The organism is Streptomyces sp. NPDC050418 (assembly GCF_044458745.1).
In the GTDB taxonomy this organism is placed as follows: Bacteria; Actinomycetota; Actinomycetes; order Streptomycetales; family Streptomycetaceae; genus Streptomyces.
In genome coordinates, this window is sequence record NZ_JBITIG010000004.1 from 33,859 (window position 1) to 57,425 (window position 23,567).

The following is a 23,567-nucleotide window of genomic DNA, read 5'->3' on the forward strand; positions in this document are numbered from 1 at the left end:
CGACCTCAGGCCCGCGCTGGAGGCGGTGCTCATGGTCGTCGACGAACCCGTCACCGAGGAGCATCTCGCCAAGATCATGGACCGGCCGCGGCGGAAGATCGCCGACGCGCTGCGGGAGCTGGCCGACGAGTACACCGTGCAGGGCCGCGGCTTCGAGCTGCGGCTGATCGCGGGCGGCTGGCGGTTCTACAGCCGGCCCGAGTACGCGGCGGCCGTGGAGCGCTTCGTCCTGGACGGGCAGCAGGCCCGGCTCACCCAGGCGGCCCTGGAGACGCTCGCCGTGGTCGCGTACCGCCAGCCGGTCAGCCGCTCCCGGGTTTCCGCGGTCCGCGGCGTGAACTGCGACGGCGTGATGCGGACCCTGCTGCAGCGGGGTCTGGTCGAGGAGGCGGGCGCGGAACCCGAAACAGGTGCGATCCTGTACAGGACGACGAACTACTTCCTGGAGCGGATGGGCCTGCGCGGCCTGGACGAGCTCCCGGAGCTCGCGCCCTTCCTGCCCGAGGCGGAGGCGATCGAGGCCGACACATTGGAAGGGGTCCCGTCGTTCGATCCGGATGCACCGGATACCGACGATGACGACAAGACGGAACTTTGATGCGTAGCAACGGCAGGAACAGCGGAAACAACGGCGGGAGCCGTGGTGGCAACAGCGGTGGCCGTAGCAGTGGGAACAGCGGCGGCCGCGGCAACTACCGCGGGGCCGGAAACAGCCGCGACGACCGGCAGGGCGGACAGGGCGGCGGCGCGGGCCGTCCGCGCAAGCCGCGCCCCGAGGAGCGGCGCTATGACGTCGACCCCGCGGACGGCGGCGGCGCACCCAGGAGGGGCCGCGGCGACTCCGCGCGCGGTGGCGCCAAGGGCGGTCCCCGCACCTCGCAGGGCAGCGGAGCCCGCGGCGCACGCCGTACGGCGCCCGCGACCTCCCGCGAGTACGAGACCCGGCAGGAGGAGCGCAACCGGGAGCGGTACGCGGGCAAGAAGGACGTGAAGCTCCCGAAGACCTTCCCCGGCGCCGAGCAGGAGGGCGAGCGCCTCCAGAAGGTGCTCGCGCGCGCCGGTTACGGGTCGCGCCGCGCCTGCGAGGAGCTCATCGAGCAGGCCCGGGTCGAGGTCAACGGCGAGATCGTCCTGGAGCAGGGCCTGCGGGTGCAGCCCGAGAAGGACGAGATCAAGGTCGACGGGCTGACCGTGGCCACGCAGTCGTACCAGTTCTTCGCGCTCAACAAGCCGGCCGGCGTCGTCTCCACCATGGAGGACCCGGACGGGCGCCAGTGCCTCGGCGACTACGTGACCAACCGCGAGACGCGGCTGTTCCACGTGGGCCGGCTGGACACCGAGACCGAGGGCATCATCCTGCTCACCAACCACGGCGAGCTGGCGCACCGCCTCACGCACCCGCGGTACGGCGTGAAGAAGACGTACCTGGCGGCCATCACGGGCCCGCTGCCGCGTGAGATCGGCAAGATCCTCAAGGACGGCATCCAGCTGGAGGACGGCTACGCGCGCGCCGACCACTTCCGCGTCGTGCAGCAGACCGGCAAGAACTACCTGGTCGAGGTGACCCTCCATGAGGGCCGCAAGCACATCGTGCGCCGGATGCTGGCCGAGGCGGGCTTCCCGGTCGAGAAGCTGGTGCGTACGCACTTCGGTCCGATCGGTCTGGGCGACCAGAAGTCGGGCTGGCTGCGGCGGCTCAGCAACACCGAGGTGGGCATGCTGATGCGCGAGGTCGAGCTGTAAGCACCGTGGAAACGCGGCCGGTCCTTCGGGGCCGGCCGTTTTTTCTTGTGCCCGGACCCGGATTGTGTTTATAGTCAACTCGACTATTAAAGGGGAGGGGCGGGAATGAGTCTCCAAGACGTGCTGGATCCGTTGCAGCAGCCGTTGTTCACGCTGCTCGACACCCCGGTCAGCTGGACCGAGGTGCTCGGTTTCGGCAGCGGGGCGCTGTGTGTCTGGCTGGTCGCGCGGCAGCACATCGCCAACTGGCCGATCGGCATCGCCAACAACCTGTTCTTCATCCTCCTGTTCACGCAGGCCGGCCTCTACGCGGACGCCGGACTGCAGCTCGTCTTCATCACCCTTGCCGCGTACGGCTGGTGGACCTGGGCCCACGGGGGTGGTCCCGGCTCGTCGGAGTCCCTTCCGGTACGGCGCACGACGCGTACCGAGTGGATCTGGCTGGGCGCGGCAGGGGTGGTGGGCACGCTCGCGATCACGCTGCTGCTCGACCGGGCGACCGACTCCACGGTCCCGTTCTGGGACGCGCTGACCACGGCGCTCTCGCTCACCGCCACGTACGGCCAGTGCCGCAAGCGGCTCGAATCGTGGTGGCTGTGGATCGCGGCGGACGTGATCTACATCCCGCTCTACGCGTACAAGGAGCTGTATCTGACCTCGCTCCTGTACGTGGGCTTCATGGCCCTGTGCGTGCTCGGGCTGCGCAACTGGAGCCGTGAGCCGAGCCCGCGCGCGAAGGCGGTCCTCGCGTGAGCGGGCACGGCCTCGTCCTCGGCAAGTTCTATCCGCCGCACGCCGGCCACCACCACCTCGTACGGGAGGCGGTGGCGCGGTGTGAGCGGCTCACCGTGCTCGTGTGTGCGGCCTCGGTGGAATCCGTGCCGCTCGACGAGCGGGTGGCGTGGATGCGGGAGGTGCATCCGGACGTCACGGTGATCGGAGCCGTCGACGACGTTCCGATGGATCTGAACGACCCCGACGTGTGGGCCGCGCACATGGCGGTCTTCCGCGGAGCGGTGCCCGAGCCGGTCGACACCGTCTTCACGTCCGAGGCGTACGGGGACGAGCTGGCGCGGCGGTTCGGGGCGCGGCACGTGGCCGTGGACCCGGCGCGCTCGGCCTTTCCGGTGTCGGGGACGGCCGTGCGCGAGGACCCCGTCGGCACCTGGGAGTTCCTCGCCGCGCCCGTACGGGCCGCGCTCGTACGCCGTGTCGTCGTCCTCGGCGCCGAGTCCACCGGGACGACCACGATGGCGCGGGCACTCACCGCGCACTACCGGGCGCGCGGCGGCGTGTGGGCCTCGACGCGGTGCGTGGACGAGTACGGGCGCGAGTACAGCGAGCGGAAGCTGGCCGCGCTGCGCGCGCGGCGGCCGGGCGCGGACTGGGCCGACGTCACCTTCTCCTCCGAGGAGTTCCCGGTGATCGCGCGCGAGCAGCGGCGGCGCGAGGACGCGGCCGCGCGCACCGGCTCGCCCGTGCTGTTCTGCGACACCGACGCCTTCGCCACGACGGTCTGGCACGAGCGCTACATGGACGGGCGCCCGTACCCCGCCGTGCCCGAGCCCGCGGCGCAGCACCTGTGGCTGCTCACCGACCACGAGGGCGTGGTCTTCGAGGACGACGGGCTGCGGGAGGGCGAGGAGCTGCGCCCGTGGATGACCGGACGCTTCCACGCCGAACTGGTCCGCACCGGACGGGACTTCCGCGTCCTGACCGGGGCACACGACAAGCGGCTCGCCGACGCCGTGGCCGCCGTGGACGCACTCCTCGGCGCCGGCGTGCCCTTCACCGACCCCCTGCCGGAGGAGCGATGACCCCACGCGTACCAGAGGGGTACGACCCCCAGGCCTTCACGCCGTTCGCCGTCGCCGTCGATCTGGCGGTGTTCACCGTGCGCGACGACGGGCTCCAGGTGCTGCTCGTCGAGCGCGGCCAGGAGCCGTACGCCGGGCGCTGGGCGCTGCCGGGCGGGTTCGTGCTGCCGCGCGAGTCCGCCGAGTCTGCGGCGCGGCGCGAACTCGCCGAGGAGACCGGCCTGTTCGACGTGTCGGGCCTGCACCTGGAGCAGCTGCGGACCTACAGCGAACCCGACCGCGACCCGCGGATGCGCGTCGTGTCCGTAGCCTTCGCCGCGCTCGGGCCCGATCTGCCGGAGCCGCGCGGCGGCGGCGACGCGGCGCGGGCCGTGTGGCGGCCGTACGGCACGTCCGAGGGCTCCGACGGGCTGGCCTTCGACCACGACCGGATCCTCGCCGACGCCCACGACCGCATCGGCGCCAAACTGGAGTACAGCTGCCTCGCGACCTCCTTCTGCCCGCCCGAGTTCACGCTCGGCGAGCTGCAGCAGGTCTACGAGACCGTCTGGGGCACCGCGCTCGACCGCCCCAACTTCCGGCGCAAGGTCCTCGCGACGCCCGGCTTCGTCGAGGCGGTGCCCGGCGCGGCACGGCTGACCGGCGGGCGCGGGAAGCCCGCCGCGCTCTACCGGGCGGGGGACGCGACCGCCCTTCATCCACCCCTGCTGCGGCCCGCACCCGCACGTACCCTGCCTTCGGAAGGACGTACACCGTGAACCACGCAGTGAAGCAGGCGGCCACCGGGTCGCTGATCGGGCTCGCGCTCGGGGACGCGCTCGGATTCCCCACGGAGTTCAAGGAAGTGCCGCGGATCCTCGCGGACTACGGGCCGTGGCGCTCGCTCGCGCTGCCGGAGCCCGCGATCGTCACCGACGACACGCAGATGACGCTGGCGCTGGGGCGGGGGCTGCGGTCCGCGATGGACCGGGGGCTGCTCGGACCGAAGCGCATGGAGAACGCGGTACGGCCCGAGTTCGTGGAGTGGTATCAGTCGCCCGAGAACAACCGGGCACCCGGGCGGACCTGCATGGTCGCCTGCCGGCTCCTCAACAGCGACCGGCCCTGGCAGGAGGCCAGCCAGATCGGCTCCAAGGGCTGCGGGGCCAACATGCGGGTGGCGCCGGTCGGGCTCGTGCCCGGGCTCAGCGAGGAACAGCGGGCGGGTGCCGCACAGTTGCAGTCCGCGCTGACGCACGGGCACCCGACGGCGCTCGCCGCGTCCGACCTCACCGCGCGGGCCGTGTACCTCCTCGCGCAGGGCGCGGACCCGACGGCCCTCATCGGGCTGCTGCGCTCGTACGCCCTGGAGCAGCGCACCACGTACCACGAGCGCTGGCTCGGCGACCTGTGGACGTACGCGCAGGACCCGACGGCCGAGCACTTCATCTCCCGCGGCTGGGACGAGTGCCTCGACATGCTCACGCGCCTCGCCGAGGCGGTGCACTCCGCGAACGAGGAGACGGACCCCTGCCTGGCCGTCGGCGAGGGCTGGATCGCCGAGGAGGCCCTGGCGGCAGGTCTGCTGTGCTTCCTGCTGTTCCCGTCGGACCCGGTGACGGCGGTGCGGCGCGGTGCGGTGTCGTCCGGCGACTCGGACTCGATCGCCTGTCTGGCGGGGGCGTTCGCGGGGGCGCACCTCGGGGCCGGGCGCTGGCCCGACGCGTGGGCGGAGCGGATCGAGTACCGCAGCGAGCTGGTCTCCCTCGGGGCGCTGTGGGATGCGTGAGCCGATGACCGGGGCCGGGGTGCCCCTGGGCGACCTCGCCGCCGCCGGGGTGCCCGCGGTGGACCTCGCTCCGGTGATCGTCGAGCAGCCCGATCCGCTGCTCTTCGCGACCGTCTCCGGGGCCCATCTGTACGGATTCCCGTCCCAGGACTCCGACGTGGACCTGCGCGGCGTCCATCTGCTGTCCGTCGAGGCGCTCGTGGGTCTGCGGGAGCCCGAGGAGACGCGGACCCGGATGTGGGACCGGGACGGGATCGAAATGGATCTCGTCACGCACGACCTGCGCAAGTTCGTCCGCCTGATGCTGCGCCGCAACGGCTACGTCCTGGAGCAGCTCCTGTCACCGCTGGTGGTGCACACGTCGGACGCGCACGCCGAACTGGCCGCGCTCGCGCCCGCCGTCGTCACGAGCAACCACGCGCACCACTACCGCGGCTTCGCGACGACGCAGACACGCCTGTACGAGAAGACCGGCGAGCTCAAGCCCCTGCTCTACGCGTTCCGGGTGCTGCTCACCGGCATCCACCTCATGCGCACCGGCGACCTCATCGCCCATCTGCCCACGCTCGCCGGTCTCGTGGACGGCCCGGCGTATCTGCCGGACCTGATCGAGGCCAAGGCCTCGGCCGAGCACGGCGCGGCGGACGTGGACGAGGCGCGGGTGCTCGCGGACCTGGCGGGGCTGCACGCCGTGCTCGACGCCGCCCAGGAGGCTTCGGCCCTGCCGCCCGAGCCCGCTGCCTCGGCGTACGACGCGCTGCACGAGTTCGTCGTACGGGTCCGTACCCGGCGTTGAGTCAGAGGCCGGCCGACCTGCGGCGCGCGCGGAACAGGAAGTCCTCGACGGCCGCGGTGTCCGGTGCCGCGGGCAGAGGGGACTTGGCGGCGACCGCTTCCGTCTCCTGTGCCAGGGCCGCCATCCGGCGCTCCACCTCCGGCCAGGGAACCTCGCCGCGCTTCACCGCGAGCAGGTCCTCCCGGGCCTCGCCCACGTCGATGGTGAGCTCGCCCGTGCGGAGCAGATCGCGGCAGGACAGGAGGAGGCGGAGCAGATGCATCGCGTGCTTCCAGCGCGGGGCACCGTGGGTGCGGACGTCCGCGTCCAGCTTCTTGCGCTGGCCGAGCGCGTAGCGTGTGAACGTGTCGTACGCCTGTCGGGAGAGGAACGCGCCACGCAGCGAGAGGAGTTCGCGTCCTGTCGCGTCGATCCGTTCGACCAGCGGCGAGTGGAGGCACTCCAGGATGTTGGGGTTGGCGCGCAGGGCCAGCTCGCAGAAGCGTTCCAGTTCCCAGGAGAACTGTTCGTCCAAGGGACCCTCGACATGGGTCGGGGGCTTCTCGAAGCGCCAGTAGAGCGGGGTGGGCGCGAGGAACACCCCGCGCCGGTCGGTGTCACTGGAGTCGGTGGCGAGCCCGAAGGCACGCGAGCCCATCACACAGGAGTAGACGGTGTGGTCGCGGACCAGGTCTTCGGGGCGCATGAGGACGGAGGGTACGGGATGGGCGAGGGCCACGCCGTGTGGCGGCTGATGCGCGGGGACGTACTGCTGGGCAGCATCGTCGTGGACGAGGCGGACTTTCCCTGGAGGTACGGCCGCTTCACGGCGGAGCCGGAGTTCGAGGAGGTGCGGCCCTGGTTCGAGGCCGTCCTCGCGGTCCTGGAGGCCGAGGACTACGACCGCTTCGACGCCGTGTACGCGTCGATCGCCGAGGAGCTGACGTTCCTCGCGCCCGCGGGCCCGGTGACGGACTTCCTGCTGCATATCGAGGGGGAGCGGGCCTGGTTCAGGTGAGCCGGATCGAGTCCCCGGACACGGTGATCCGCCGGGCATCGAGAGCGCGCGGCGCCGGGCCGCCCGCCACCGAGGCGTCGTCGATGCGGTACTTGGAGCCGTGGCAGGGGCAGTTGATCGTGCCGTCCGCCACGGAGGCGACCGTGCAGCCCGAGTGGGTGCAGACCGCCGAGAAGGCCTTGAAGTCGCCCTCCGTGGGCTGGGTCACGACGACCTTCTGGGCCTCGAAGACCTTGCCGCCGCCCACCTCGATGTCCGAGGTCTTCGCCAACTCCGGTGCGTCGTCGCCAGGGTCTTCCTCGCCGTTGCCGCCGCCGCTCGACGGTGAGCCGGCCGGCTTCGGTTCGTCCGTCGCGGCCGGCGGCGCGGGCTCCGGCTGCTCCTCGCCGTACTTCTGGCAGCCCGCGAGGACGGGGAGCGCGAGCCCACCCGCAACGAGGACTCCTCTCCTTGTCGTCATGTCGTCACCCCGAACGTCCGGAAGAACCACAGCGCCGAGGTCACCCACACCACAGCGAGCCCCGCGAACACCGCACCGCCCACCACGGGCAGGAGCCAGCCGGGGAGGCGGTCGTGGCGCAGCAGAAGCATCTTGGCCGTGAACGCGCCGAAGAAGAAGCAGCCGAGGAGCGAGTGCCACAGCACGCGGGTGTCATAGGTCTGGTAGCCGAGCGCGTAGAGGCAGTGGACCGCCACGGGCACCGCGAGAAGGAACGCGACCCGCCCCGACCAGCGGTGCAGCCCCGGCATCCAGGGCTTCGACGTGATGCCCGGCAGCCGTCCGTACATCGCGAGGGCGGTGACGAACTGCAGGACCGCGAAGGCGAACGCCCCGGTCCCCAGCCACGACTTGACCGCCCCCGTGCTGCTGAAGCCCGCGAGGTTGAAGGACGTGCCGGCCGGATCGTGCACCCGTCCGTAGACCCCGAGCCCGACCGCCACCGCACCGGCCACCAGGAACGGCAGCAGGAAGCGGGCCGGGTGCGGGCGGGCGTGCGCGGGGGAGGGGAAGTCCTGGGTGACAGCGTTCGGGTCGACGCTCATGACGAGGGCCTCCTGCCTCTCACGGGGTCACCGGCCGTGCCGTGAGATCCTCGCCGGTCACGGAACCGGAGTCCGGATCGATCTCCGGCGCGGGTTCGCGCACGCCGTCGCGCGTGAGGATGCCGACCTGCTCACCGCCCGGCAGCACGATCCAGCCACCGTCGAGCCGTGCGCCGCGGACCGTCTGCGTGGCGCGGTAGAGCCCCGAGGGCTTCTTCGCCCGGTCGGCGGTGAAGGCATAGGTCTTTTTGTCGACGATCGCCTCGCCTGTCAGCTTGTCGCCTCTGACGGCGGCATCGAGGCGTGCGCCGCCCTTGCCGGTGAGCGCCATCGAGCCGTCGCCGTCGACGGGGCCCTTCAGCCAGGACTCGCGGTCGCGCCCGTCGCAGAAGTACGCGATGGCCTTCCCGTCCCGGACGGTCACGGCGATCGCCGACGAGTCGTCGTCCGTACGGCCCGCGTAGTCGGCGTCCGGCGCCCGGCTCGGTGACTCGCTGGGGGCGGCGCTGGTCGGCGGGGCGCTCTTCGAGGGCGAAGGCGAAGGCGAGGCGGAGGGCGTCGGCGTGACCTTGCCGCCGGCCGGGGCGGTCACCGTCCCCGTCATCGCGTTGACCGCAAGCAGCACCAGCGCGAGCGCCAGCCCGGCCAGCAGCGTGAAGAGGGGTCCGGAGCGCTTCATGGAGCCTCCCCCGAGGCGCGGGCTGCCACGGCGCGAAAAGCCGGGCCCACCCATGCAAGCGGACCCGCACCCACGGCGTCCAGAGGGGCGGAGGGTCCGGTTTGCGCCAAGTGGCAGGAGTGCGGGGATCGGGTGACATTTGGACTGTCAACGCTAGGTGGGGGGCTCGGTGCGGTACGCCCGCCGGGCCCCGGCACATTCTCGAAAGGCGGGACCATGGCGGGTAACAGCGGCGGACCGGATCTCGGCAGCCTTCTCGGCAGCCTTCTGGGCGGCGGCGGTCAGGGCGGCTCCGGCGGAGGCGGCAACATCCTCACCCAGCTTCTGCAGTCGTTCCTGGGCGGCTCCGGCGGAGGCGGCGGTGGACAGGGCGGTGGCAACAACCCGCTCTCAGGGCTGCTCGAAGGCCTCAACAAGGCCGGTCTGACCGAACAGACGGACTCCTGGGTCGGCAAGGGCGACAACCAGCCCGTCACCGGCGCCCAGGTGCAGGAGGCGCTTCCGACGGACGCACTGCACCAGGTCGCCGAGAAGAACGGCATCTCCGAGGAGCAGGCGGCCAACGAGATCGCGGCCCAGCTGCCGCAGGCCGTCGACAAGCTGACCCCGCAGGGTCAGGTGCCGACCTCGCTCGAAGAGATGCTGAAGCAGCAGAACCTCTGAGCGGCCGGTTCCCCGCACGCGGCGCCCGTCTCGTCAGACGGGCGCCGCGCGCTGTGCGCGTCCGTGCTGACTAGGCTGTTCGGAGCACGCGAACAGGTCCGGCGAGCGGGCCGGAAGCAGACACGGACGAACGGCAGGGAGCAGCAACGGTGGCGGTACGAGCGGTCCGCGGCGCGGTCCAACTCGAACGGGACGAGGCCGGGCACATGGACGAGCAGGTCGGTGCGCTGCTGACCGAGGTGCTCGCCCGCAACGGGCTGACCGCGGACGACCTCATCAGCGTCTGGTTCACCGCGACACCCGATCTGCACAGCGACTTCCCGGCGGCCGCCGCCCGCCACCTCGGCATCACCGACGTCCCGCTCATCTGCGCCCAGGAACTGGACATCGCCGGCGCCATGCCGAGGGTCGTACGGGTCCTCGCGCACATCGAATCCGACAAGCCGCGCTCCGAGATCGCCCATGTGTACCTCGGTGCCGCCGCCGCTCTGCGCAAGGACATCGCCCAGTGAGAACCGCACTCGTCATCGGCACCGGCCTGATCGGCACCTCCGCCGCGCTCGCCCTGGAGAGCCGCGGTGTCACCGTGTACCTCGCCGACCACGACCCCGAGCAGGCCCGTACGGCGGCGGCGCTCGGCGCGGGCACCGACGAGCCACCCGCCGGTCCGGTGGACCTCGCGATCGTCGCCGTACCCCCGGCGCATGTGGCCACGACGCTCGCCGACGCGATGCGGCGCGGGGCGGCCCGCGCGTACCTGGACGTCGCCAGCGTGAAGGCCGGGCCCCGGCGGGAGCTGGAGGAGATGGGGCTCGACCTGACCCCGTACATCGGGACGCACCCGATGTCCGGCAAGGAGCGCTCGGGGCCGCTCGCGGCGACCGCGGACCTCTTCGAGGGCCGGCCGTGGGTGCTCACGCCGACCCGGGACACCGACACCGAGGTCCTGAACCTCGCCCTGGAACTCGTCGCGCTGTGCCGCGCCGTCCCCGTCGTCATGGACGCGGGCGCGCACGACCGCGCCGTGGCGCTCGTCTCGCACATGCCGCACCTGGTGTCGAGCATGGTCGCGGCACGTCTGGAGAACGCCGAGGAAACCGCCGTACGCCTCTGTGGCCAGGGCATCCGCGACGTCACGCGGATCGCGGCGTCCGATCCGCGGATGTGGATCGACATCCTGTCCGCGAACCCGGGCCCGGTCGCCGACCTGCTCGCGTCGGTCGCGGCCGACCTCGACGAGACGGTCGGCGCGCTGCGGGCACTGCAGTCCTCCGACGAGGACAAGCGGCGCGGGGGCGCGGCCGGGATCGAGTCCGTCCTGCGCCGGGGCAACGCCGGCCAGGTGCGGGTGCCCGGCAAGCACGGCTCGGCACCGACGGCGTACGAGACGGTCGCGGTCCTCATCTCCGACCAGCCGGGCCAGCTGGCCCGGATCTTCGCGGACGCGGGCATGGCGGGCGTGAACATCGAGGACGTCCGTATCGAACACGCCACGGGCCAGCAGGCGGGCGTGGTCCAGCTCCTGGTCGACCCGAAGGTCGCACCGTCCCTGGCAGCGGCCCTCCGGGACCGTGGGTGGGCGCTGCGGCAGTAGGGCCGCACGGCTGCGCGCAGGCGTCGGCGGACGCCAGGGGACAGTGTGTCCGCGGGAGCCAGTAACCTTGGGGGTCGGCGATTTCGCCGGCCCCTCCGACACCCCGCCCTACGAAAGGCGCTCCAGCCCGTGGACTCCTCCGCCACCGCAGTGATCGTTGCCATCGACGGACCCTCCGGCACGGGCAAGTCGAGCACCTCCAAGGCCGTCGCCGCCCAGCTCGGCCTCAGCTACCTGGACACCGGCGCCCAGTACCGCGCGATCACCTGGTGGATGGTGCACAACGGCATCGACATCACCGACCCGGCCGCCATCGCCGCCGCCGCGGAGAAGCCGGAGATCGTCTCGGGCACCGACCCGGCCGCCCCGACCATCACGGTCGACGGCACGGACGTGGCCGCCCCGATCCGTACGCAGGAAGTGACCTCCAAGGTCAGCGCCGTCAGCGCGGTGCCCGAGGTGCGCGCCCGGATCACCGCCCTGCAGCGCTCCATCGCCGAGGGCGCCGAGCGCGGCATCGTCGTCGAGGGCCGCGACATCGGCACCACGGTCCTGCCGGACGCCGACCTCAAGATCTTCCTGACCGCCTCGCCCGAGGCCCGCGCGGCCCGCCGCAGCGGTGAGCTCAAGGGCGCGGACGTCAACGCCACCCGCGAGGCCCTGCTCAAGCGGGACGCGGCCGACTCCGGCCGCAAGACCTCCCCGCTCGCCAAGGCGGACGACGCCGTCGAGGTCGACACCAGCGACCTCACGCTCCAGCAGGTCATCGAGTGCGTCGTGACCCTGGTCGAGGAGAAGCGGGCCGCGAAGTGACCGAGACCCTGCCGTCCGAGCGGGGCGCGGAGGTCGGCCGCCGCATCGGCGTCGGGCTGATGTACGGCCTGTGGAAGCCGCGCGTCCTCGGCTCCTGGAAGGTGCCCGCGAGCGGCCCCGTGATCCTCGCGGTGAACCACTCGCACAACATAGACGGCCCGATGGTGATGGGCACGGCCCCGCGGGGCACGCACTTCCTGATCAAGAAGGAAGCGTTCATCGGCCCGCTCGGCTCGTTCCTCACCGGGATCGGCCAGCTCAAGGTGGACCGCGCCACGGCCGACCGCACGGCGATCACCCGGGCCGTCGACGTCCTCAGCGAGGGCGGCGTCCTGGGCATCTTCCCGGAGGGCACCCGGGGCGACGGCGACTTCGCGTCGCTGCGCGCCGGGCTCGCGTACTTCGCGGTCCGCAGCGGTGCGCCCATCGTCCCGGTGGCGGTCCTGGGAAGCACCGACCGCCCTGGACGGTTGATAAAGGGGCTGCCGCCGCTCAGGAGCCGTATCGACGTGGTCTTCGGCGACCCGTTCGAGGCGGGCGACGGCAGCGGACGACGCACGCGCAAGGCCCTCGACGAGGCCACCTTGCGCATCCAGGAGCGGCTGACCTCCCACCTGGAAAACGCCAGGCGCCTCACCGGGCGCTGAGTAAGACTTGAAGCACCACGTTCCGCCCGGCTACGGGCGCAGACGCGGTGAGTAGTGGCCCGCGCGCCTGTGCGGTCCATCGATGACTGATGACAGAGGTACGGACTTCATGAACGACCAGATCCCCGCCGAGGGCGCCCCCGAGCACGAGCACGACCATGGCGCGCTCGGCGACGCGGAGTACGCGGAGTTCATGGAGCTCGCCGCGGAAGAGGGCTTCGACATCGAGGACGTCGAGGGCGCGATCGAGGAGGCGGGCCACGGCCCGCTGCCCGTGGTCGCCGTCGTCGGCCGCCCCAACGTCGGCAAGTCGACCCTGGTGAACCGCATCATCGGCCGCCGCGAGGCCGTCGTCGAGGACAAGCCCGGCGTCACGCGCGACCGCGTCACCTACGAGGCCGAGTGGGCCGGCCGCCGCTTCAAGGTCGTCGACACCGGCGGCTGGGAGCAGGACGTCTTCGGTATCGACGCCTCCGTCGCGGCCCAGGCCGAGTACGCCATCGAGGCCGCCGACGCCGTGGTCTTCGTGGTGGACTCCACGGTCGGTGTCACCGACACGGACGAGGCCGTCGTCAAGCTGCTCCGCAAGGCCAAGAAGCCGGTCGTGCTGTGCGCCAACAAGGTCGACGGCCAGAGCGGCGAGGCCGACGCGTACTCCCTGTGGTCCCTCGGCATCGGCGAGCCGCACCCGGTCTCCTCCCTGCACGGCCGCGGCACGGGCGACATGCTCGACGCCGTCGTCGACGCCCTGCCCGACGCGCCGCCGGTGTCCTTCGGCACCGCAGTCGGCGGCCCGCGCCGTATCGCCCTGATCGGCCGTCCGAACGTCGGCAAGTCCTCGCTCCTGAACAAGGTCGCGAAGGAGGACCGCGTCGTCGTCAACGAGCTGGCCGGCACGACCCGCGACCCGGTCGACGAGCTGATCAACCTCGGCGGCGTCACCTGGAAGTTCATCGACACGGCCGGTATCCGCAAGAAGGTCCACCTGCAGTCCGGCGCCGACTACTACGCCTCGCTGCGTACCGCCGCCGCGGTCGAGAAGGCGGAGGTCGCGGTCATCCTGATCGACGCCGCCGACTCGATCAGCGTCCAGGACCAGCGCATCGTCACGATGGCGGTCGAGGCGGGCCGCGCCATCGTCATGGCCTACAACAAGTGGGACACCCTCGACGAGGAGCGCCGCTACTACCTGGAGCGCGAGATCGAGACGGAGCTCGGGCAGGTCGCCTGGGCGCCGCGCGTGAACGTCTCGGCGCGCACCGGCCGCCACATGGAGAAGCTGGTCCCGGCGATCGAGACGGCCCTCGCGGGCTGGGAGACCCGCGTGCCGACCGGCCGCCTGAACTCCTTCCTCGGCGAGCTGGTGGCCGCCCACCCGCACCCGGTCCGCGGCGGCAAGCAGCCGCGCATCCTCTTCGGTACGCAGGCGGGCACGAAGCCCCCGCGGTTCGTGCTCTTCGCCTCCGGCTTCATCGAGGCGGGCTACCGCCGCTTCATCGAGCGCCGGCTGCGCGAGGAGTTCGGCTTCGAGGGCACGCCGATCCATATCTCGGTCCGCGTGCGCGAGAAGCGCAGCAAGAAGAAGTAGCGGGGCGCACACCCCACGTACGACGAGGGCCCACCAGGCGTCTGCCCGGTGGGCCCTCGTCATGCGTACGGGTGCTGCTCACCGCTCCTTGCGCGGCCCCGGAGGCAGTGCCGCCGGGAACCCGGTCGGCCGCTGCGGCAGGTGCTGCCAGGTCGGCGGGGGTGGCTCATGGCGCGGGTGCCGGGCCGGGCCCGGCGGCATCGTGCCGAAGGCCGTGAAGCCCAGGTCCTCCTCGCCGACCCGGTCCCCCGGAAGTGCCTTGAACGACCTGCGCCACTCCGCGTAGAGCTCGTCGTAGATCGGGGTGGCCGAGCGGCTCGGAGGTGTCTCCCCGGAGGGACGCATACCGGGGATGGGCTGGCGGGAGTGGTCGTAAGGCTGCACGTACGTGCCAACGACCCCACGCGGGTTGGGATGCGGGACAGGCTGCATCGACCTCATGCCCGACGCAGCGGGCAGCGGGCCCGGACCAGCCGTCGTCACGTCCCGGCCAGCGGCATGGATGCGGTCACCAGCTGACCGTTCGCCGCGGCCTTGTCGAGGGCGTCGCGCAGCAGGTCCTCGCGGGGCTGCCGGCCGATGGTGCCGACGGGGGCCGCGAACACCAGGACCGTGTTCGTCTTGTTGGCGGCCGCCCGCCAGCCGTCCGTCACATGCAGCGGCTGGTGCGCCTGCCACCACGCCACCTGGCCGCCGGTCTCGCCGGGCTGCAGCAGCGCGTGCAGCTGGCCCATGGCGAGCAGCACGGACCAGCCGCCCAGCGTGGACGGCACTTCCTTGACCTGACTCACCGGCATGAAGCCCTGCTCGATCAGGAGCGGCAGGAAGTCGTCACCGCCGCCCGTGGCGCCAGGGCGGGCGATCGGGCCGGTGGGTTCGACGACGAGCGCGGGGTGCAGCTCGCCCCCGAGGAGCACCAGGCCGCTGGTCACGCCGAGCACGGCCTGCTCGGGCTCCTCCGCGGCGGGCGGCTCGGCGCCGGTGATGGACTGCACGGCGCCCTGGAGCTGCTCCTCGGGGACCTGCACGACCTGGGAGGGCAGACAGCCGGCGTGGGCGAAGGCCAGCACTGCGGTCTCCTCGCCGACGAACAGCACGGTGCTGGTGCGCTCCTGGAGGCTGTCGCCCGGGGTGCGGCAGGACGTGCAGTCGTAGCTGCCCGGGGAGTTGTCGCCGGAGAGCAGGCGGTCGGCCTCCTCGTCGCCGATCTCGGCGCGTACGTCGTCGCTGACGTCGAGCATGCGCTGCACGGGGGCTCCTCGGAAGTGAGTGCGTCGCGGTGGACCGGGATGATCCCGGCAAGGGGGACCGGCTGCTCCGGACCCCCCGAAAAGCCCGAAGGCTCATGAAGAGCACAACGGGTGAACCGTGGCGCAAGTCACGCGACCGAGCGAACGGAATCGCACCATCCTCAGCAGACGGTGAGGGCGGCGGCGGAATGCTTCACTCCACGTCAACCGCTGCTGAGTGCACGGAAGTTGTGGCGGTGAGGTGAGTCACAGATCGCCATGTCGCATGGTCGACAAATCGTGAAATCGCAGCTTCTAGTGGGTGGCCTGAAATCGCCGCTACTGCGGGTAAGGGCCAACTGGCCTGGAATGACAAGGATCCGGTTGAAACCGGGGCGAGCAGGTCCCTAGATTCCACCGCCGTGTGCATCGAGCACCGCCCGGGTACGTCCGCCGGCCGCACCAAGCCGACTCACCGCACCACCTTCCGGCGGACGGGACGCGACGGCTCACCGGCGTCGGATACGCCGGCGCCGTGGCGTCCGGGGGAGCCCGGGTCCTGCGAGAGGGAACTCTGTGTCCGCCACGTACACCATGTCCGCACGTACCGGGCGCCGTCGTACGACGGCCGTGCTCGCCGGGGCCGCGCTGGCCGCCCCGCTGGGCCTGCTCGCCGCGACCGGTCAGGCCTCGGCCGCCGACAGCGGCGTCTGGGACCGTATCGCCCGGTGCGAGAGCGGCGGGAACTGGCACATCAACACCGGCAACGGCTACTACGGCGGACTGCAGTTCGCCGCCTCGACCTGGCGCGCCTACGGCGGCGGGGCCTACGCGCCCACCGCCGACAAGGCGAGCAAGGCGCAGCAGATCGCCGTCGCCACCAAGGTGCAGAAGGCGCAGGGCTGGGGCGCCTGGCCCACCTGCTCGGCGCGCGCCGGGGCGAACGGGAGCGCACCGGCTGTGGGCGCGCCCGCGAAGTCCGCGCCGAAGAAGGCCGCGCCCAAGGCGGCCGAGCGCGCGAAGCCCCACACCACGCGTGGTGGGGCGCGCGGCGATTACACCGTCCGGCGCGGCGACACGCTCGGCGCCATCGCCGCCGCGCACGGCACCACCTGGAAGAAGGTCTACGCGGCCAACGAGGCGGTGATCGGCGGCGATCCCGATCTGATCCTGCCCGGGCAGCGGCTCGACCTGACCTGACGCACGGCGCACCGGTCCGCCCCGCCCGGTCCTCCGACCGGGTGGGGCCGATCCGTACCGGGGCGCGGCGGTCCGTGCGCGCGGCCCGGCGCTGCTTAGCGTGACGCATGCCGAAGACCCGACTGTGGACCCTGAGCCTGCTGGCCCTCCTGCTCCCGCTCCTGCCGACCACCGCGCTCGCCCAGCCCGCACCACGCACCGACCCCGCGCCACCGGCGGCCGGATCGTCGCCGGGCGGCCCGCAGTCGTACTTCTTCGACGTGCCGTACGACTGCGCCGCCAAGGAGTGGCCGTGGAACTGCCTCGCCGAGTGCGAGAGCAGCGGTAACTGGCGCATCAACACCGGCAACGGCTACTACGGCGGTCTGCAGTTCTGGCAGCCGACCTGGGAGGAGCACGGCGGCCTCAAGTACGCGCCGCGCGCCGATCTGGCCACCCGCGAGGAGCAGATCAAGGTCGCCGAGGAAGTGCTGCGGCGGCAGGGCTGGGGCGCGTGGCCGGTGTGCTCCGCGCGCTACAAGCTCGCGGGCCGGATGCACACGGTGCGCAAGGGCGAGACGCTCTCCTCGATCGCCCGCCGCTTCAAGCTCAAGGGCGGCTGGCAGGCGCTGTACGAGGCCAACCGCGAGATGATCGGCAATCACCCGGACCGTCTGAACACCGGCACGATGCTGCTGATCCCCGAGGAGGCGAAGGCCGGCAAGGCGGACAGGCCCTAACTCTGCGGACCGGGTCCCGTCCGCTCCGTGGCCTCTCCGCTGGACACCACTGCGCCGCGGCGCAGTTCGTGGACGAGGACGGGGCGGGGGCCCGGGGTGCGCAAGGGTGGGGGCAGGCGTTGTTCGGCGGTGATCACGGTGGCGTCGAGTGTGCCGAGGAGGTCGTATGTACGGGTCGTGACCTCGGGGGACATGCCCTGCGTCGGCTCGTCGAGGAGAAGGACGCGCGGGCGGGAGAGCAGCGCGGCGGCGAGGGCCAGCATGCGCTGCTCGCCGCCCGAGAGGGTCGCCGCGCGGCGGGTCAGGAGCGGGCGGAGCTCGGGGTAGGCGTCGAAGGCCGGGCCGAAGTCGCTTGCGGCTCGGGCCAGTTCGAGGTTCTCGCGGACCGTCAGAGCGCCGAAGACGGCCTGACGGTCGGGCACGAAGCGCATTCCCTCCGCCGCCCGCTCGTGCGCCCGCATCCGCGTCACGTCCCGCCCTCGCCACAGCACCTGCCCCTCGGCGGGCCGGAGCGACCCGGCCAGGGCCCGCAGGGCGGTCGTCCGCCCGGAGCCGTTGCGACCGAGCAGCACGGTGATCCCCGGGTACCCGGCCGCCAGATCCACTCCGTGCAGCGCTTCGAGCGGCCCGTACCGCACCCGGGCGCGCCGCAGCTCGATCTCGGCGCTCATGGGGTGCCGCCGTGAACTCGGGGGCGGGTGTGCCGTGGATGCCGGCGCGCGGGGGTGGCGCAGAGCCTCATGTGGCGCCTCCCTTCGTACGGGTCATCGCGTCGAGGGCCCGGCGCGGCGGGCCGGGTGTGCCGGTGCCGCCCGCCGATGGCGCGAGGGTGCCGGCGCGCGGGGGTGGCGCAGAGCCTCATGTGGCGCCCCCATCCGTACGGGACATCGCGTCCAGGACCCGGCCCGGTGGGCCCGACGTGACGATGCGGCCCGACGTCAGGACGTGGACGGTGTCGGCCAGGTGGGAGACCAGGTCCAGGTCGTGTTCGACGATGAGGAGCGCCGTGCCCTCGGCGGCGAGAGCGCGCAGGACGCGGGCGAGCGCGTCGACCTCGTCCGTGTCGAGCCCGGCCGCGGGTTCGTCGAGGAGCAGGACGTGCGGGGATCCGGCCAGCGCGCGGCCCAGTTCGACGCGGCGCAGGGTGCCGGTGGGCAGGTCGGTGGCCGGGTGGTCGCGCAGGGCTTCCAGGCCGAGCAGCCGCAGCGTGTGGCCGACGGCGGCGGAGTCGCGGACGCGGCCCTGTTCGGCGCCGACGCGGAGGTTCTCCTCGACGGTCAGGGACGGGAAGACGGCCAGCTGCTGGAAGGTACGGGCGATCCCGAGGCGGGTGCGGATGTGCGCGGGGGCACGCGTGAGCTCCCGCCCCGCGAACGTGACCCGCCCCGCGTCGGGCCGCACCGTCCCGGCAAGACAGTGGAACAGCGTGCTCTTCCCGGCCCCGTTCGGCCCCACCACAGCGGTGATCCGCCCGGCCGGAACTTCCAGGGACACCCCGTCGAGCACGGTGAAGTCGTCGTACGCGACGACGAGTTCCCGGGCGGTGAGTGGGGTGGGGGATGGGGGACGGGAGGCGGTTCGGGGGCGGGAACGAGAGGGTGGAGGGGTCGTGTTGGCGCCTCCCGCCCGACCGGCGGACCTCACCGCACGGGCCACACCCTCCGCGCTCGGCGACGGCTCGCTCGACGAGGAGCCCGCCTCGTCTCGGCTCGGGTCTGCCGCGCTGGGTGACGTGCTTGACAGGCTTGACGTTCTTGACGGGCCGGACGGCGCGCCCGCCCCACCTGGCGACCCGCCAGCCCCACCCCGCACCGGACCCACTCCACCCTGCGACGACCCGGCCACCACCCCCGATCCCCTTCGCCCCCGCACCACCCGCGCCCGCACCGCTTCCCCCCGCGCACTGAGCCGCACCTCCCGCCGCGTCCCCTTGAACCGTTCCGCCGCCGCCCGTACCGCCTCGTAAGGCCCCCCGGGGAAGCGGCCGATGAGGATGGCGAGGAGGCCGACGAGGGCTGCGGCGATGCCGCCGCGCGTGCCTGCGTCCAGGCCGACCAGAAGGGCCGCGGCGCCCAGGGCGCCGACGAGGGAGTCGCCGCCCAGGACGACGACCGCCGCGAACCACAGCAGGCCGCGGACCGGGTCGAAGGCGGAGGGGTCGAAGGCGCGCAGGCCCATCGCGAGCATGCCGCCGCCGAGCGCCGCGAGCGCCGCGCCCGCGACGAACGCGCCCACTTTGAGCAGTGGTACGGGCACGCCCGAGGCCGACGCCCCCGCCTGGTGATCGCGCAGGGCCGCCAGCGCGCGTCCGGCGCGGCCGCGGCGCAGGAGCAGGACGCAGAGCAAGGCGGCGGACAGGAGGGCGAGTTCGAGGAGGTAGTACGCGCGGTCGTCGGTGAAGCCCGGGGGCCGGCCGATGCCCAGACCAGACGTGGCGTACGGCTGGTCGAAGACGAAGCGGCTGACGCCGACGCCCACCGCGAGCGTCGCAAGCGCCAGCGCGAGGCCGTGCCGGCTGATCGCCGGCCAGCCGGTGAGCAGCCCGAGCGGTGCCACCAGGAGCACGGAGACGAGGAGTGCCACCAGCGTCGGCAGCTCCGGCAGGCCGGGGAAGCGGCCCGTGGCGAGCAGCGCGGTGAACAGCGCGCCGAGGCCCGCGTACGCCGCCTGCCCGAGCGAGATCTGCCCGCCGCGCCCCGTGACGACCACCAGCGAAAGGAGCACCACGGCGAGTGCCGGGACCTGGATCGCCGTATGGAGGTCGGAGCCCGCGAAGCCGAGCGGCAGCAGGAAGAGGACGCCTGCCACCACCCACACGCCCACCGGCGTGCGGATCCGCGCGGTGGCCGTACGCGGCAGCGCGTCGCGTCCGCCGATCCCCGGTAGGACGAGCGCGGAGACGAGCAGCGCGACCACGAAGAGGTTCGCGCCGACCGCCTGGAGCAGCGGCTCGCCCCAGCCCGAGGGGTGCAGCCGCGTCAACTGGGCCTGGACGACCCCGATCCCGAGGGCCACCGCCACCGCGATCGGCAGACTGTGCATCCCGGCGCCCACCGCGACCGCGATCACCTCCATGACCAGAAGCGGCAGACCGTAAGGATCAAGGCGTACGAGCGAGGCGAGCAGAACTCCGGTCAGACCCGCCGTGAACGAGCCGAAGGCCCAGCCCACCGACGCCACCCGGTCCGCGTCGATCCCACGGAGCACCGCGAGCGGGCGGTTGTCGACGACGGCCCGCAGCTCACCGCCGAACCGCGTCCAGCGCGTCACCGCCCACACCCCGGCCGCCAGCGCGAGCACGATCGCGAGCTGCCCCCAGGGCTCGTCGCCGAGCACCTGCGGCGCGTCCGAGCGCGCGCCCTGCCCCCAGACCAGCGCCGCCCCGCCGATCAGGAGCACGAACACCCCGATCGAGGCGACAAGCGTCTGCACCGGATCGCTCCCGAGCACCGCGAGCGGCCGGAACACCGCCCGTTCGAGCAGCAGCCCGATGCCCGGCGCCACCACGACCAGCGTGACCGTGGCCCCCAGCCACAGCGGCCAGCCCCACTCGACCGTGAACTGCCGCAGCAGATACGCGCACACCATCGCGACCGCGCCATGGGCGAGGTTGAGCACGCCGGTCGCGCGGTACGTGACGATCAGCCCGATCCCGGTCAGCGCCGCCGCGCTGCCGACGGCCAGTCCGGCCAGGGTGAGATCCCAGGTCAGCGAGTCCACGCTCAGGACTCCCGGCCCGCCGCACCCGGATCCGCGGCCGGTTCACAGATCGGGCACGGCCCCAGTTCCCCGTCCGCGAGCGCGTGCGCGTCGGCCGGTACCGCCTCGGGCTTGCCCGCCACCAGCGGGCAGTCGGCCCGGTGGTACAGCGTCCCGCCGGGCACAAGGAGCAGCTCGCCGCTGACCGCGACCGGCGCCGCCGCCGTCGGCTGCGGCTCCTCCTCCCGTACGAGAAGGGCGTACAGCTCGTCCATCCGGTCCGCGGCCGCGACACTGCGGGCCTGCGCCACGAGCACCGCGCCCGCCACGATCAGCGCCGCACCGGGCAGCGTGCAGGAGGCCAGATACGGCACCTGGCGTTCGGCGAAACGCTCGCCCGACACCCCGTACCAGCCCAGGACACACAGCACCGCGCCGAGCGCCGCGGCGCCGAGGCCCGCCCACAGGAGGGGGTGCACTGTACGCAGTCGAGCAGTCCGCATCCGGGCCCCCTGGGGATCCGCGTCACGTGTGGGTGCGCCGGCCAACCAGGCCGTCGGCTGTTCGTCTAGTCAGTCGGCTGTCTGTTCTTGTCGGCCGATCGCTTGCACTATGCCTTCTTGAAGCTGACCCTGAAAGCACCGGGCACTGCCCGGTCCGACACCCGGTGGTGAGCCAGATGGTCCTCGGGAGCAGCCCTCACATGCGATCAAGGACGCGACTGGCCGCGCTCGTCGCGGCTGCCGTCCTGGTCATCGGCCCGGCCGCGACGGCCTGCGGCGACGACGGCGGAGGCGGCAGCGACGATCCGCCGCCCACTCCGCCCAAGGACAGGACGAGCAGCGCGCCCGCCGACCCCACGAGCGCCTCGCCCTCCGAGGACGAGGGCGGCGGCGGAGGCGAGCCGGCGGACCCGGCGGCCGCCGAGACGGAGATCAAGACCAACTTCCAGAAGTTCTTCGACCCCAAGGTGTCGATGGCCGAGAAGGAGAAGGTCCTGGAGAACGGCGCCAAGATGCGGCCCGTCCTGCAGGCCTTCAGCGGTGACGAGCGCGGCGGCCAGGTCTCGGCGAAGGTCACGAAGGTCGACTTCACCTCGCCGAAGGACGCCAAGGTCACCTACGACCTGGCGCTCAACGGCGCCACCGTCCTGCCGGGCAGCGCGGGCACCGTCGTCGAGCAGGACGGCACCTGGAAGGTGTCGGTCAAGACGCTCTGCGGTCTCCTGGCGATGAGCGGCAACACCTCGCCGCTGCCCGGCTGTTGAGAGAACGGCATCGGGACGAGGCAGGATGAGGACGAGGGTGTGGGCGGCGTCGGCGGCGCTGCTCACCCTGCTCGCCGCCGGTTGCGGCAGCCGCCTGCCCGAGAGCGACTTCACCGGCCGCCCCACGGGACCGGTGGGACCGTCCGACACCTCGCCGCTGCGCGTCGGGATCATCACGAGCGAGACGAGCCCGGTGGGCGGCGAGGCCTTCACCGGGCCGCGCGACGGCGCTCGGGCGTACTTCGAGCGGCTGAACGCGGACGGCGGGATCGGCGGCCGCAAGGTCGAGGTGCACACCTGCGACGACGGCGGCAGCGGCGTCGGCAACAACGAGTGCGTGCACAAGCTGGTCGACGAACAGAAGGTCGTCGCCCTGGTCGCCACCACGGTCCTCGACTACGACGGCGCGCCCCGGGTCTCCGAGGCGGGCGTGCCGGACATCGGCGGCCAGCCGATCGGGCCCGCCTACGACACGTATCCGCATCTCTACTCGATCTACGGCTCGCTCGCGCCGCGCGAGGGCGGCAAGGCCGGCTGGGACGGCAAGCAGTACGGCGGCACCGAGATCTACCGCTACTTCAAGCGCGAGCACGGCGCCCGCACCGCCGCCGTCGTCTCGTACAACCAGGCGGCGTCGGCCGGGTACGCGCAACTGATCACGCGCGGTCTGAAGGCCGAGGGTTACAAGGTCGTCACCGAGCAGGTCGACCTCGCGCTGCCGAACTTCCGTGCCGTGGCGGCCGACCTCAAGCAGCAGGGCGCGGATCTCGTCTTCGACGCGATCGACACGCACGGCAACGCGCAGCTGTGCAAGGCGATGGACCAGGTCGGCATCGAGGTCACCGCGAAGGTCACCAACGCGCAGAACTGGAACTCGGCGGTCGAGGAGGACTACAGGGACGCCCCGCGCTGCCGCAACGCGCTGTGGGTGACCGGGGCGAGCCGCAACTTCCAGGATCCGCAGGCGAAGGAGTTCCGGGACGCGATGAAGGGCGCCGGCCGGCTCTCGCAGTGGCAGCTCGAAGGCTGGGCCGCCGCGATGTGGTTCACGGACGCGGCCCGCTCCTGCGCACCGGACGGGATCACGCGGGAGTGCGTGGACGCGTACATGCAGCGCGACGAGCCCTACGACGCGGGCGGACTGCTGATCCCGGTCGTCTTCGAGCAGCGCCCGGAGCCGCCCGGGACCCGGCGCACGTGTCTGTCGGTGGCGCGCTGGCAGGACGGGAAGGGCTGGCTGACCGAGGGCGGCGACATGAACGCCAACTGCTTCGAGGTGCCGCAGCTTCCTTACGAGCAGTGAC

General features: G+C 72.4%; 27 protein-coding genes. 18 read left to right on the forward strand and 9 right to left on the reverse strand.

What is annotated here, in order from left to right:
- Positions 1–31: 31 nt before the first annotated feature.
- The 7 genes from scpB (at position 32) to ACIBI4_RS10420 (ending at position 6,124) form a co-directional block, all read left to right on the forward strand.
- Positions 32–598 (forward strand): SMC-Scp complex subunit ScpB, encoded by a 567-nt coding sequence (gene scpB / locus ACIBI4_RS10390; protein WP_399203766.1) that lies wholly within the window; start codon positions 32–34, stop codon positions 596–598.
- Positions 595–1,743: a pseudouridine synthase gene (locus ACIBI4_RS10395; RefSeq protein ID WP_399203274.1), complete on the forward strand. Its 1,149-nt coding sequence runs from the start codon at positions 595–597 to the stop codon at positions 1,741–1,743. Before scpB ends, ACIBI4_RS10395 begins: the two co-directional genes overlap by 4 nt.
- Positions 1,744–1,848: 105 nt before the next feature.
- The gene (gene pnuC, locus ACIBI4_RS10400) at positions 1,849–2,496 is read left to right on the forward strand and encodes a nicotinamide riboside transporter PnuC (RefSeq protein WP_399203275.1); all 648 of its coding nucleotides are present in this window, start codon (positions 1,849–1,851) and stop codon (positions 2,494–2,496) included.
- Entirely contained in the window at positions 2,493–3,560 is a 1,068-nt protein-coding gene (locus tag ACIBI4_RS10405) for an AAA family ATPase (protein ID WP_399203276.1), read from the forward strand. Before pnuC ends, ACIBI4_RS10405 begins: the two co-directional genes overlap by 4 nt.
- Positions 3,557–4,318 (forward strand): NUDIX hydrolase, encoded by a 762-nt coding sequence (locus tag ACIBI4_RS10410; RefSeq protein WP_399203277.1) that lies wholly within the window; start codon positions 3,557–3,559, stop codon positions 4,316–4,318. The genes ACIBI4_RS10405 and ACIBI4_RS10410 overlap by 4 nt, the downstream gene beginning before the upstream one ends.
- A complete protein-coding gene (locus ACIBI4_RS10415; RefSeq protein ID WP_399203278.1) occupies positions 4,315–5,328 on the forward strand; it encodes an ADP-ribosylglycohydrolase family protein in 1,014 nt (337 codons plus the stop codon). The genes ACIBI4_RS10410 and ACIBI4_RS10415 overlap by 4 nt, the downstream gene beginning before the upstream one ends.
- 4 nt (positions 5,329–5,332) lie before the next feature.
- Positions 5,333–6,124 carry a DNA polymerase beta superfamily protein gene (locus tag ACIBI4_RS10420; RefSeq protein WP_399203767.1) on the forward strand — a complete coding sequence of 264 codons (792 nt, stop codon included), beginning with the start codon at positions 5,333–5,335 and terminating at the stop codon, positions 6,122–6,124.
- A gap of 1 nt (position 6,125) precedes the next feature.
- Here ACIBI4_RS10420 and ACIBI4_RS10425 read toward each other — a convergent pair whose 3' ends face one another.
- Positions 6,126–6,809 carry a DNA polymerase beta superfamily protein gene (locus ACIBI4_RS10425; protein WP_399203279.1) on the reverse strand — a complete coding sequence of 228 codons (684 nt, stop codon included), beginning with the start codon at positions 6,807–6,809 and terminating at the stop codon, positions 6,126–6,128.
- Between the two features lie 18 nt (positions 6,810–6,827).
- Between ACIBI4_RS10425 and ACIBI4_RS10430 the strand changes: the two genes are divergently transcribed.
- Positions 6,828–7,121, forward strand: a complete 294-nt coding sequence (locus tag ACIBI4_RS10430; protein ID WP_399203280.1) for a hypothetical protein — start codon at positions 6,828–6,830, stop codon at positions 7,119–7,121.
- Here the strand turns inward: ACIBI4_RS10430 and ACIBI4_RS10435 are convergent.
- From ACIBI4_RS10435 to ACIBI4_RS10445, 3 genes are read right to left on the reverse strand one after another with little or no spacing between them, the layout of a single operon-like run.
- Positions 7,114–7,581, reverse strand: coding sequence for a Rieske (2Fe-2S) protein (locus tag ACIBI4_RS10435; RefSeq protein WP_399203281.1), 468 nt, complete (start codon positions 7,579–7,581; stop codon positions 7,114–7,116). The two genes, ACIBI4_RS10430 and ACIBI4_RS10435, sit on opposite strands and share 8 nt — an antisense overlap.
- Positions 7,578–8,165 carry a DUF6529 family protein gene (locus tag ACIBI4_RS10440; RefSeq protein WP_399203282.1) on the reverse strand — a complete coding sequence of 196 codons (588 nt, stop codon included), beginning with the start codon at positions 8,163–8,165 and terminating at the stop codon, positions 7,578–7,580. Before ACIBI4_RS10440 ends, ACIBI4_RS10435 begins: the two co-directional genes overlap by 4 nt.
- A 19-nt stretch (positions 8,166–8,184) precedes the next feature.
- Complete coding sequence (locus tag ACIBI4_RS10445; RefSeq protein ID WP_399203283.1) at positions 8,185–8,844, reverse strand: hypothetical protein; 660 nt, start codon at positions 8,842–8,844, stop codon at positions 8,185–8,187.
- Between the two features lie 216 nt (positions 8,845–9,060).
- On the opposite strand from ACIBI4_RS10445, the gene ACIBI4_RS10450 reads away from it, so the two are divergent.
- The 6 genes from ACIBI4_RS10450 to der all read left to right on the forward strand — a co-directional run bounded on the left by ACIBI4_RS10450 (position 9,061) and on the right by der (position 14,149).
- Positions 9,061–9,507 carry a YidB family protein gene (locus ACIBI4_RS10450; protein WP_399203285.1) on the forward strand — a complete coding sequence of 149 codons (447 nt, stop codon included), beginning with the start codon at positions 9,061–9,063 and terminating at the stop codon, positions 9,505–9,507.
- A gap of 149 nt (positions 9,508–9,656) precedes the next feature.
- Entirely contained in the window at positions 9,657–10,019 is a 363-nt protein-coding gene (gene aroH, locus ACIBI4_RS10455) for a chorismate mutase (RefSeq protein ID WP_399203286.1), read from the forward strand.
- The gene (locus ACIBI4_RS10460; RefSeq protein ID WP_399203287.1) at positions 10,016–11,101 is read left to right on the forward strand and encodes a prephenate dehydrogenase; all 1,086 of its coding nucleotides are present in this window, start codon (positions 10,016–10,018) and stop codon (positions 11,099–11,101) included. The genes aroH and ACIBI4_RS10460 overlap by 4 nt, the downstream gene beginning before the upstream one ends.
- A gap of 129 nt (positions 11,102–11,230) precedes the next feature.
- Positions 11,231–11,914 carry a (d)CMP kinase gene (cmk, locus tag ACIBI4_RS10465; protein ID WP_399203288.1) on the forward strand — a complete coding sequence of 228 codons (684 nt, stop codon included), beginning with the start codon at positions 11,231–11,233 and terminating at the stop codon, positions 11,912–11,914.
- Positions 11,911–12,561 carry a lysophospholipid acyltransferase family protein gene (locus ACIBI4_RS10470; protein ID WP_399203289.1) on the forward strand — a complete coding sequence of 217 codons (651 nt, stop codon included), beginning with the start codon at positions 11,911–11,913 and terminating at the stop codon, positions 12,559–12,561. Before cmk ends, ACIBI4_RS10470 begins: the two co-directional genes overlap by 4 nt.
- A 109-nt stretch (positions 12,562–12,670) precedes the next feature.
- Positions 12,671–14,149, forward strand: coding sequence for a ribosome biogenesis GTPase Der (gene der / locus ACIBI4_RS10475; RefSeq protein WP_399203768.1), 1,479 nt, complete (start codon positions 12,671–12,673; stop codon positions 14,147–14,149).
- A 78-nt stretch (positions 14,150–14,227) separates the two neighbouring features.
- On the opposite strand, the gene ACIBI4_RS10480 is transcribed toward der, so the two are convergent.
- Complete coding sequence (locus tag ACIBI4_RS10480) at positions 14,228–14,494, reverse strand: hypothetical protein (protein WP_399203290.1); 267 nt, start codon at positions 14,492–14,494, stop codon at positions 14,228–14,230.
- A 134-nt stretch (positions 14,495–14,628) separates the two neighbouring features.
- Entirely contained in the window at positions 14,629–15,399 is a 771-nt protein-coding gene (locus ACIBI4_RS10485) for a hypothetical protein (RefSeq protein ID WP_399203291.1), read from the reverse strand.
- Positions 15,400–15,972: 573 nt separating this feature from the next.
- Here ACIBI4_RS10485 and ACIBI4_RS10490 point away from each other — a divergent pair.
- Both ACIBI4_RS10490 and ACIBI4_RS10495 read left to right on the forward strand, forming a co-directional pair.
- On the forward strand, positions 15,973–16,578 hold the full coding sequence (locus ACIBI4_RS10490; RefSeq protein ID WP_399203292.1) for a transglycosylase family protein: 606 nt from the start codon (positions 15,973–15,975) through the stop codon (positions 16,576–16,578).
- A 107-nt stretch (positions 16,579–16,685) separates the two neighbouring features.
- Positions 16,686–17,297, forward strand: coding sequence for a transglycosylase family protein (locus ACIBI4_RS10495; protein ID WP_399203293.1), 612 nt, complete (start codon positions 16,686–16,688; stop codon positions 17,295–17,297).
- Here ACIBI4_RS10495 and ACIBI4_RS10500 read toward each other — a convergent pair.
- The 3 genes from ACIBI4_RS10500 to ACIBI4_RS10510 form a co-directional block, all read right to left on the reverse strand.
- The gene (locus tag ACIBI4_RS10500) at positions 17,294–17,968 is read right to left on the reverse strand and encodes an ATP-binding cassette domain-containing protein (RefSeq protein WP_399203294.1); all 675 of its coding nucleotides are present in this window, start codon (positions 17,966–17,968) and stop codon (positions 17,294–17,296) included. The two genes, ACIBI4_RS10495 and ACIBI4_RS10500, sit on opposite strands and share 4 nt — an antisense overlap.
- Before the next feature lie 187 nt (positions 17,969–18,155).
- Positions 18,156–21,017 carry an ATP-binding cassette domain-containing protein gene (locus ACIBI4_RS10505; RefSeq protein ID WP_399203295.1) on the reverse strand — a complete coding sequence of 954 codons (2,862 nt, stop codon included), beginning with the start codon at positions 21,015–21,017 and terminating at the stop codon, positions 18,156–18,158.
- A gap of 2 nt (positions 21,018–21,019) precedes the next feature.
- Positions 21,020–21,499: a hypothetical protein gene (locus tag ACIBI4_RS10510; RefSeq protein WP_399203296.1), complete on the reverse strand. Its 480-nt coding sequence runs from the start codon at positions 21,497–21,499 to the stop codon at positions 21,020–21,022.
- A gap of 200 nt (positions 21,500–21,699) precedes the next feature.
- Here ACIBI4_RS10510 and ACIBI4_RS10515 point away from each other — a divergent pair, with 200 nt between their 5' ends.
- Complete coding sequence (locus ACIBI4_RS10515; protein WP_399203297.1) at positions 21,700–22,263, forward strand: hypothetical protein; 564 nt, start codon at positions 21,700–21,702, stop codon at positions 22,261–22,263.
- Positions 22,264–22,288: 25 nt separating this feature from the next.
- The gene (locus ACIBI4_RS10520; protein WP_399203298.1) at positions 22,289–23,566 is read left to right on the forward strand and encodes an ABC transporter substrate-binding protein; all 1,278 of its coding nucleotides are present in this window, start codon (positions 22,289–22,291) and stop codon (positions 23,564–23,566) included.
- Position 23,567 lies beyond the last annotated feature (1 nt).